This is a genomic window from Chitinophaga sp. (assembly GCF_036566945.1).
GTDB lineage: Bacteria > Bacteroidota > Bacteroidia > Chitinophagales > Chitinophagaceae > Chitinophaga.
This window is the reverse complement of record NZ_DATCVJ010001100.1, coordinates 1-9856: the sequence shown is the minus strand read 5'-3', so window position 1 is coordinate 9856 and position 9856 is coordinate 1. Positions and strand designations below refer to the sequence as shown.

Below are 9856 nucleotides of genomic sequence, written 5' to 3'. Positions count from 1 at the left end.
GTATCCAGCTGCACAGAAAGACTAGCCGCCGTACTCACCGCCACACGAAACTGGATGCGATACATCGCGCTATCCGGTACATCAATATCATATTCCATCCAGGTACCGGCACCTATGTAACTCACGTTTACACCGCCACTGGTATCTGCCACCGGTTCGGTACAACAGGTATTGCTATTGTCAAATGCTTCCGCTTCTATTCGTGCCGGTATTGGTTTGTAATTGGTGGGGCGAATATTGGCGTAAGCAGTACTGGATCTGGTAACGCCATTTACAGTAGCCGTTACCGTTATAGTGCCGGAAGACTGAAAAGTGGCCAGGCCAGCAGTAGTGATGGTATTACCGGTACCTGTAATACTCCATACAGGACTGATTGTCATCGGACGCCCATTCTGGTCATTGGCTGTAGCGGTGTATTGAATAGATTTTCCGGGAAGCAGTACCTGGTTGGCGGGCGTTACGAGGATGGTATCCAATACAGGTGTGCCTAAACCTTTTTGATAAATTCTCACATAATCTACGTTCATGCTATCGGGCCAGTCGGCCTCGGTGATGGCACCGCCCATTCCCCCGCCTATGGCCAGGTTCAGGATCACATGAAATTTCTGATCAAAGGGCCAGTCTTTCCAATCTGTTTGCGGATTAGCGTAGGCGTACACGCGGCTGCTGTCGTAAGTAAAGATCAGCGAGTCTGCCGTCCATTCCATGGCGTATACATGGTAGGCAGTATTTACATCCGGGATCACTTTGGAGGCACTGAGATGCCCACCATTGGTCCAGTTATTATTTTGTGTGTGCACGGTAGATAATACCGTACGAAGATTATTACCTACGTGTTCCATGATATCCAGCTCACCGCTGCGGGGCCACGCGCCATAAGCGCTGGTAGTGGGCATCATCCAGATGGCCGGCCAGGAGCCTCTGGCTTTGGGCAGCTTAGCCCGCACTTCTACTTTTCCATATAAAATATCCATCTTACCCTGGGAAATTAACCTGCCGGAAGACCATGGCTCTGTGGTATTCCCATTCGGAAAATCTTTTTTGCCGGTGATCACCAGGTCCCCGTTTCGCACGCGGATGTTGTCGTGTGTGGTATCGGTATATACCTGTTGTTCTCCGTTGATCCATCCTTTGGGGCGTGGATCTACGGTCCATTTGCTGCGATCCGGCAAGCCATCGGTATTGAATTCATCGCCGTAGATCATGGTCCATGACGGATTTCCCTCAAACACGGCGTTTCCTTTTGCGATGTAAAAAGGCGTATTCGCTGTGTCCAATTCTGTGCCAGCTACTGATAATTGTAAGGTCCGTTTGGAATAATTATCGGGAGAATTTCCTGCCAGCACAATGTTGGCCGTGGTATCGGTTAAACGTTGAATACTATCTATCGTAACACCGGCCGGAAGATTAGTCGCATTCCAGGAAAGCTTATTCAACGTAGCTTTGAAATGCGCGCCGTTGAGCTTTGCCGGGATGATGACACCACTCTCCTGCCCCATCAGTATTCGTGTATTCGTTAAAGTGATACCTACCGGATTAGGCGCCTGCACCAGATCGAAATACAAGATACCATTGGCTTTTTTACCATCGATAAATTGTACGGAGATGCTGTTCAGGTCTGTTCTGTTTTTTACACTTTGAAAATTGAAAGTGGCTTCTTCCCATTGATTAATATTAGTGACCTTGTACGTAAAAAATACCGCCTTCGTGTAATCGCTGCCAGGTTGCAGTTTGAACATAATTTCTTCTTTCACATTACTGTACACCAGCATTTTGAAAGTGCTGTTGGTAGCAATATCGAAGGTGGAAGGAAGCGAGCAACTGGCGCTCATGTATTCAAAACAGGAAGTGTCCTTGGTGAATTTTGCTACGTAAGGACTGGGATTTACTGAAGAAGGAGCCGGGTTAGGTACATGAAAGAGTACCGACCCGGTGGCCCCTGCTCCTGCGTAATAAGACCATCTGCCGGAGCAGGGGCCATGGCCCTCCATATCGTCCAGCAGCAGGTACTGGGCATGAAGGATATTGCACAGCAGTATGCTGCACAATATGAGCAGTACAATTTTTTTCATAACGGGTATTATTTTATCGTGGAATAAAAACTACTACAGGTTAGGATTCACAGCAGCGTCGGCGCCCGGAATAGGCAACCAGTATTTTTGTTTGGTAATAGGGCCGCTGATAGTCAGGTCGTCTGCATGTTTGCTGGCATTGGCTTCTTCCACTTTTTCCAGACGCACCAGGTCAAACCAACGACTCCATTCACCCGCCAGTTCCCAGGCTCTTTCATTCACCACGGCGGTGGCAAAATCAGCACCGGATAAGCCAGTGGGAAGTTTTGCCAAACCTGCGCGTACACGTACGGCATCCACTGCAGCATAGGCGGCTTCATTAGGAGTACCGGTTGCGCGTGCCTGTGCCTCTGCATACGTGAGCAATACCGCAGCGTAACGCAGCATGATCACCGGGTTGTTAGACATGTAAGTATCTTTTTGCCCGGTTTGGATAGTGAATTTTTTATAGTACGGATGTTTGGTCGTCACATTCTGCCAGGCAATAGTATCGCCCTTTACGACAAACTGTGTGGAGAAGGTGGCATCTTTCCGCGTGCCTGCCGGGAAATTATTAAAGAAATTAATTTCGGGAAAAAAGTCAGACCAGCCGCCTTCATTTTCCGGCATCGTAGAAAGGCCATAGAAAGAATTGTAAGTAGACCACTGCCCACGTGTAAATAAAGTGAACACATCTTCCACTGTACCTCCTGCAAAAATTTTCAGATAACCATCCTGGTAAAGGTCAAATTTGTAGGTGGCTTTATTGTCTATCACTTCTTTCGCTTTAGCAGCAGCTAAGGCATATTTAGATACATCTTTCAAAGGCCATCCGCCTTCTGTAAGATATACTTCCGCCAGCAAAGCCTTTACAGCGCCTTTGTTCGGTCTTCCCGGATCACGTTTGCCATTCGGCACCCATTCTTCTGCTTTCGCCAGATCTGCTTCTATCAGTTGATAGACTACCGCTGGCGTACTCTTTTTCAGGTTAAGCAAATCTGCCGTATACTTTTCAGTGGGAATTACGGGTACATCTCCCCAAAATCTTGTTAACCAGAAATAACAGAGTGCACGTAAAAAATAAGCTTCCCCTACAATGGTGTGAATAGTGGTTTCGTTACCATCCAACACTGCATTGTAGTTATTGATGATGTTGGTAGTGGATTGAATTGTTTTATAACAACCGCGCCAGATAGGCACCATGCGGCTGTTGAGCGAAGAAACATTGAAGCGGTCGAACTCCCGGAACTCTTCTTTATTGGAACCGGGATGGGTGGTAAGATCATCCGCCCCCATGCACATAGCGATTTGTGACACCGTCGTAAAACCACTTTCCCATGGTACCATCAGACTGCCGTAAGCGCCGGTGAGTGCGGACTCCAGACCCGCCTGGCTACTAAGACCGGCACTACCCACGATCAACCCCTGAGGGTCTTCCTCCAGTGCTTTGCTGCAACCTGTTAATATGATGATGAGTGCGAGTGAATATATCTTTTTCATGTGGAACCGTTTGAAAATAAATTAAAAACTAAGCGAAAAACCGCCGGTAATTGTTTTAGCATTAGGATAAGAACCATAGTCGATGCCCTGCCGGAAATCTCCTGCGGAGGAATTGGCTTCCGGATCTATACCGGTGTAATCTGTGATGGTCAGCAGGTTGGTGGCGCCAATGAAAACGCGGATGGCGGCAATGTTCCTGATAGCTGACTTCGGAAATTCGTAAGACAAATTGATATTTTTCAACCTTATAAAATCGCCTTTTTCGAGGAAACGGGTAGATTGGGTAAAATTCCTGTTGGTGGTGCTGAAGGCAGGAATATTGGAGGTTTCATTTACACCGGGAATGTACCGGTCTTTGATTTGTTGCAGCGTGGCTTCTCTCGCATCACCTCCGTAATACATGGCAGCAGCATTGTTATAATTCAGGCGGTCGAAACCAAACATGCCCTGAAAGAATATGTTGAGGGAAAAGTGTTTGTAAGAAACGGTATTGTTCCATCCTACAGATGTTTTTGGAATACCTGTACCAATCACGCCATAATCACCGGCGTCTATGGTGCCATCTGCCTTCACATCCAGGTACCTGGAATCGCCCGGTTTAGCCCCGAATTTAGCCGCTTCCGTTGCTTCCGAAGGTTTCCATGTACCGAGATAAGTAAGGCCCCAAATAGCTCCTAATGGCTGTCCGGGCATTACTACAAATTCGGATTGGGGCGACATGCCAGAACCGATCTTACGCGTATTCGGATCGAACAGAATTGTTCTTCCCGCGCCGATGTATACTACTTTATTTTTAACGAAAGATACATTCATGTTGGTGTTCCACTTCACCGCGCTGTGACGCAATACATCTGCATCTACCGCTACTTCCCATCCTTTATTTTGTACGGTACCCACATTACGGGTGATGGTATTTCCACCGAGGTAAATAGGCAGCGTTTCATTCAGCAACAGATCACGGGTATTCTTTTCAAAATAATCTGCGGTCACTGTAATGCGCCCATTTAAAAAACCGAGATCCAATCCGATGTTCTGTTGTTCTGTCGATTCCCATTTCAGATCTGGGTTACCAATATTGCCTAATACAATTCCATTCTGAAAAGTGGAGTTGGTAAAGGACGCAATCCGGTTGGAGTAAGAGGAAATAGTGCTATACGGGCCCGCTCCTTCACTACCCGTTATACCCCAGCTCCCACGCAATTTCAGGTTGCTGAATAAATGCTGCTCCTTCATGAAAGGTTCTTCAGAAACGATCCATCCGGCGGAGATTGAAGGGAACTGGCTGTATTTATTTTTCCCTACAAACTTGGAAGAACCATCGTTGCGCAGCGCGGCAGAAATAAGATACCGGTCTTTAAATCCATAGTTGATACGACCTACCAGCGAGAAGATGCTCGATTTTGAATAGCCGGAACCGGGACTGCCGGCAGTTCCCTGCGACAGGTTATTCCATTGAAAACTCTCATAGGTGAGATTGGATGCACCGGCAGATACGTAATTGTAAGTGGATTGCAGGTATTCTGCCACCGCCGTAATGTCCAGGCTATGTGCATTGAATACTTTCTTATAATTCAGCGTATTGGTAGCCTGCGTTCTGATTTCTTTATTAGACCGGATGCCTGCGGTAGCTGTACCGGAATTCACTACTTTTCCCGTGAAGCTCTTGTCGTCGTATTGCAGGTATTTAGCGCCGTATTGCAGATTCAACGAAAGTCCCGGAACAATAATATCATCGAATTTAAATCCGCCGATCATATTCGCCAGCATGCGTTCTCTTACTGCCACCTGTTCTGTAGTGAGTGCTACCGGGTTAAAGAACATGGAACCAATAGGATCTGTAACGGTGTAAGTGCCATCGGCTTTTCTTACAGGTACGGTAGGCGACCAGGTAATTGCCTGCGCCAATGGACTATGAGGACCATCCGCAGGAATATCTAAATTCGTTCCATCGCTGTAAGCGCCGGTAATATTGAGCTGCGCGGTAATTTTACTGGTCAGCTTTGAGTTGATATTGGACCGGATGGAGTACCGTTTGAAAGAAGAATTATTGATCACACCATCCTGGTTGAGATAGTTACCGGAAATGAAATAACCTGTTTTATCATTACCACCGGAAAGGCTCAACATATACTCCTGTCCGAAAGCGCGCCTGAATATCTGATCCTGCCAGTCGGTGCCGCCATTGGTGCTGAAATCTTTTATCTGCGCTTCAGAGTAGGGCGCCGCGGTACCAATGGCGGCCGCATGTGCGTTGGCTGTTTGCGCAAAATCAGATGCATTCAGCAGGTCTAATTTTTTGATCACTTCCGAAGAAGACAAACGGGTAGAGAAGTTTACTTTCAAACCTCCTTTGCTACCTTTTTTCGTTGTTACCAGGATCACGCCATTAGAACCCATGCTACCGTAAATAGCCGTAGCAGAAGCATCTTTAAGCACCTGCACCGATTCAATGTCATCCGGATTGATGGCAAAAAATTCTGCGCCAATGAAGCCATCTACCACGTACAGCGGGCTGTTATCTCCGTTGATAGAGTTGGTACCGCGAATACGGATTCTTACGCTTCCTCCCGGAGCACCGGCCGCATTGGTTACCTGCACCCCGGTAGCTCTTCCCTGTAATACCTGGTCGAGGCGATTAACGGGTTGTCCTTCAAAATCCTTTGCAGAAATAGAAGAGATGGAAGTGGTGAGCGAACCTCTCTTCTGTTCACCATACCCAACGACTACCAGCTCTGTCATTTTCGACGCTGCGGGTTGTAGTCTGATATCCAGGTATTGCCGGCCGTCTACGGACATTTCCTTTCGGTCGAAACCAATGGAAGACACCACCAGTATGGCATTACTGTTTGGCACTGCGATTTCAAAAGCGCCCTGCTCATTGGTCGTTACCCCTTTAGCCGTGCCTTTCAGCTGAATGGTAACACCAGGCAAGGCCTCTCCTTTATCACCCGTTACTTTCCCTTTTACGATGATGTCTGTTGCCCGTAGTACCGGCGCGATGACCGTTTTTCTTTTAACGACAATCGTTTTATCGGCAATCACATAGGTAAGGGATTGATTTTCGAAACATAGGTCCAGGGCAGTTTTCAGCGGTACATTTTTCACCTGCATACTTACATTGTGTGCCTGCTCCATTTGTTCGCTGGTACACAGAAATGCATAGCCGGTTTGTTTCCTGATTTCCCGGAAAATTTTTTCAAGAGATACATTCCGTTGGGAGATGGATACGGTTTGTGCATATCCTGTCGCATGTCCCTGCATGAGGGCGATGGTCATTAAAAGCACTATCAATTTCATGATCCGTAAAATTTTTGCTGACAATCGCGAAAAATGTTCCTGGCTCCATATTACACGGGGAGCCCTGCTTTGGTAAAAAAGCGCTAAATACATACATTTGTATGGTTTGGGTAAATGAAAAATGATTGCTGAAACGATTATGGTTTATAGACCCTTACTTGCCGGGAGTGCTTCGAACCACTTCCGGCTTTTTAGTCTTTACTTAGATTTATGGTGATACGATGATTTGGTGTTCGTTGATCTGAAAATGTACTTCGCCTGTTAACTCCATCATTTTAAGTACCTGAGATACGGGTACATTCCTCGGGATAATTCCTTTAAAGTGCGCAGGCACGGTGCCTTTGTATACAATATCTACATTATACCATCGGGAAATTTGCCGCATCACTGCCGGCAGGTCATTTCCTTCCAGCTGAATAAATCCATTCTTCCATGCAATGGCTTCTTCTGTATCTACTGCTGTCACTTCCAGCGCACCGGTGCTTCGGTTGAAATGCGCGCCCTGACCGGGTACCAGCCGCCTGCTATTGCCATTCTTATTTACTTTCACCGCGCCTTCCAGCAAGGTGGTTTTGATCTGTGCTTCGTCGTTATACGCCATCACATTGAAATGTGTACCCAATACCTGTACTTCCAGGTCATCTACATTAACAGTAAATGGCATGGCGGCATTTTTCGCTACTTCAAAATACGCTTCACCGGTTAGCTGCACTGTTCTGGTGCGGCCCGCAAAGGCGGCAGGATAACGTAAGGTGCTGGCTGCATTCAACCAAACCCGGGTGCTGTCTGGTAACGTCAGCTGGTATTGACCACCACGTGGTGTGGATATTTTATTGAAGAGTAAAGCGGTATTGGTACTTTCTTTTTCAGCGCGATATAATAACTGCCCACCGGCAGATTTGATGACCTGTGTACCGGCCTGTTGTGCCAGCGGGCCATTGGCTGCACTATCCAGCGATATCTCCCTACCGTCTGCCAATGTAAGCATGGCTTTATTGCCGCCAGGAGGCATATCCGTATGTATACTTTGTTGTGCCACCACCGGCACTTTGGGAGAAGAAGACCGTTGCAGGAAGAAATAGCTGCTTACGCCGATCAGCGCCAGCACCGCAGCTGCAGCGGCTATCCGGCCCCATGTCCACATACGTACAACCTTAGGGCGATCTGCCTGCAGAATACGATCTGCCAGCTGATCCCAATGCGCAGGATCGGCTGCCGGCATGGCAGGCACCTGCAGCATTTGCTCGATTTGAGCGGAAAGCGCGCCGGTACTGTCTTCCAGCACCAGATCAGACAGCTCTTTCAACTCATCGGCTGTAGCGGATTGATTTTCAACCTGGCGAATAAGATAGGCCAGGCGTTCGTGGATGATCAATTGGTATCGTTTTTCAGTTTAACGTGGTAATATCTTTCTACTTAACAGACGCGCAACGGAACATTTAGGACCTACCGATTTGAAAATAAATTTTCATTGCCCATAAAACAGCCACAGCAGCCAGAATGGCAATATATACCCCGCACTTTCCAGGTGTTTCCGGATCGCATGCAGGGATCTTACGAGCGAATTTTTAACCGTGCTGGGAGAAAGCGATAATGCATCCGCAATTTCAGGAATCTTCATTCCTTTCTCCCGGCTCAGTAAATAAATACGTTTAGCCTGTGGCGGTAGTTGATGTACCGCCTCGCCGATCAGGCGCAGCGTAGCCGTAAAGGCCACTGCCTCTTCCGTGGTACTTTGCATGGCGGCATCCGTGGCCAGGGCGTCCATGGCCTTTTGATGTACTGTTTGATGGCGCAGGTAAGTAAAGGATTGATGAAATAAGATGCGCAACAGCCAGGACCGTGGGTTTTCGATCCCCGGCAATTTATCCCGGCTCATCCACACCCGCAGAAAAGTTTCCTGGATAATATCATCTGCTACCGCCCGTGTTTTAGTAAGATGAACCACTAACGGCTGGAACTGTGGACCATAAGTATGAAAGAGCTGCCTGAAGGCCGATTCGTCGCCTTCAGAGATCAGTTGGAATAATGCTCTGTCGCTGTATAGGTGGTCGTGCATGCGCTGATTAGCCTGGTAGTGGAATGTTTATATCAATAGCAGACTAAAGTAGGAAAAATAAATATCGGGTGTATCATTATTTCTTTTCCTGCATTTCCCGGAGCATTTTAACCGCCAAAAATGCCAGCAATGCACCAATACCGATAATCCCCAGCCAGATCCACCACTTGCTCTTAAATACGGTAACAGACGAGCGTTCCGTTGCCACTACTGCAATGCTCACAGGCGCCGCTGGTTCAATTACCGGAATGTTGGCTGGCACACTATCTTTAAAATATGCGAGGTCATACACAGGAGCAGGTAAACGCACATCTCCACCTTTGATTACATAGGATGCTCCCTGCTGCAGACTGGCCGTTAACCAGATAGTCTGCTGCCAGGCGTTCACCGCTCCAAATTGCAAAGGCGGATTATCGTCATTCTGCACTATCAGCAAAAGCTGACTGTAGTTGCCGGGACGACTCAACACCACTTGTGCCGGCCGCTCTGCCGATAACTCAAAAGAAGCAATCTCCGTTGGCTGCATCACGGTCCTTTTCCCGTCAGACACCTCTGACTCCGCCATCAGTGCTGCTTTCCGGCGGTATAATGCCGGCGCGGTAATATGGAAAGACAACTTACTGACCAGGTAAGGCTGATCGAAGTTCAGCTGTAACCTCGTTTGATGCGGATGGCTATCCGCTGGCACACTAACGTTTGGAGCCGGCAACGGCGTGTATTCTGTAGCGTGACTATTCGTCCGGTAACGACCAATTTTTTCTATAAACACCGGCGCACTGCTGGAGTCATTAATGATTAACTGGTACCAGGTATAGTTGGAAGATGGAATCCCAATTGTTTTCACCACCGTAGTACCGGCAGAATCGAGTACGGCACTGGCCGGATCAAAAACAAAAGTATCCGTTACGCCATACCAGTTTTCTTTATCGTTGCTTCCACTGATACGCAT

Annotated in this window: 6 protein-coding genes; all 6 read right to left on the bottom strand. The window is 47.6% G+C overall.

What is annotated here, in order from left to right; genetic code table 11:
- Nucleotides 1-2072: glycoside hydrolase family 16 protein (locus VIP81_RS33045; protein ID WP_331972403.1), on the bottom strand; the 2072-nt coding region annotated here is incomplete at its 3' end.
- A gap of 33 nt (nucleotides 2073-2105) precedes the next feature.
- The gene (locus VIP81_RS33040) at nucleotides 2106-3551 is read right to left on the bottom strand and encodes a RagB/SusD family nutrient uptake outer membrane protein (protein ID WP_331972400.1); all 1446 of its coding nucleotides are present in this window, start codon (nucleotides 3549-3551) and stop codon (nucleotides 2106-2108) included.
- A 21-nt stretch (nucleotides 3552-3572) separates the two neighbouring features.
- Nucleotides 3573-6848, bottom strand: a complete 3276-nt coding sequence (locus tag VIP81_RS33035; protein WP_331972397.1) for a TonB-dependent receptor — start codon at nucleotides 6846-6848, stop codon at nucleotides 3573-3575.
- Nucleotides 6849-7056: 208 nt separating this feature from the next.
- The gene (locus VIP81_RS33030) at nucleotides 7057-8223 is read right to left on the bottom strand and encodes a FecR family protein (protein ID WP_331972394.1); all 1167 of its coding nucleotides are present in this window, start codon (nucleotides 8221-8223) and stop codon (nucleotides 7057-7059) included.
- A gap of 93 nt (nucleotides 8224-8316) precedes the next feature.
- Complete coding sequence (locus VIP81_RS33025; RefSeq protein WP_331972391.1) at nucleotides 8317-8907, bottom strand: RNA polymerase sigma factor; 591 nt, start codon at nucleotides 8905-8907, stop codon at nucleotides 8317-8319.
- A gap of 76 nt (nucleotides 8908-8983) precedes the next feature.
- On the bottom strand, nucleotides 8984-9856 hold an 873-nt coding region (locus VIP81_RS33020), incomplete at its 5' end, for a hypothetical protein (protein WP_331972388.1).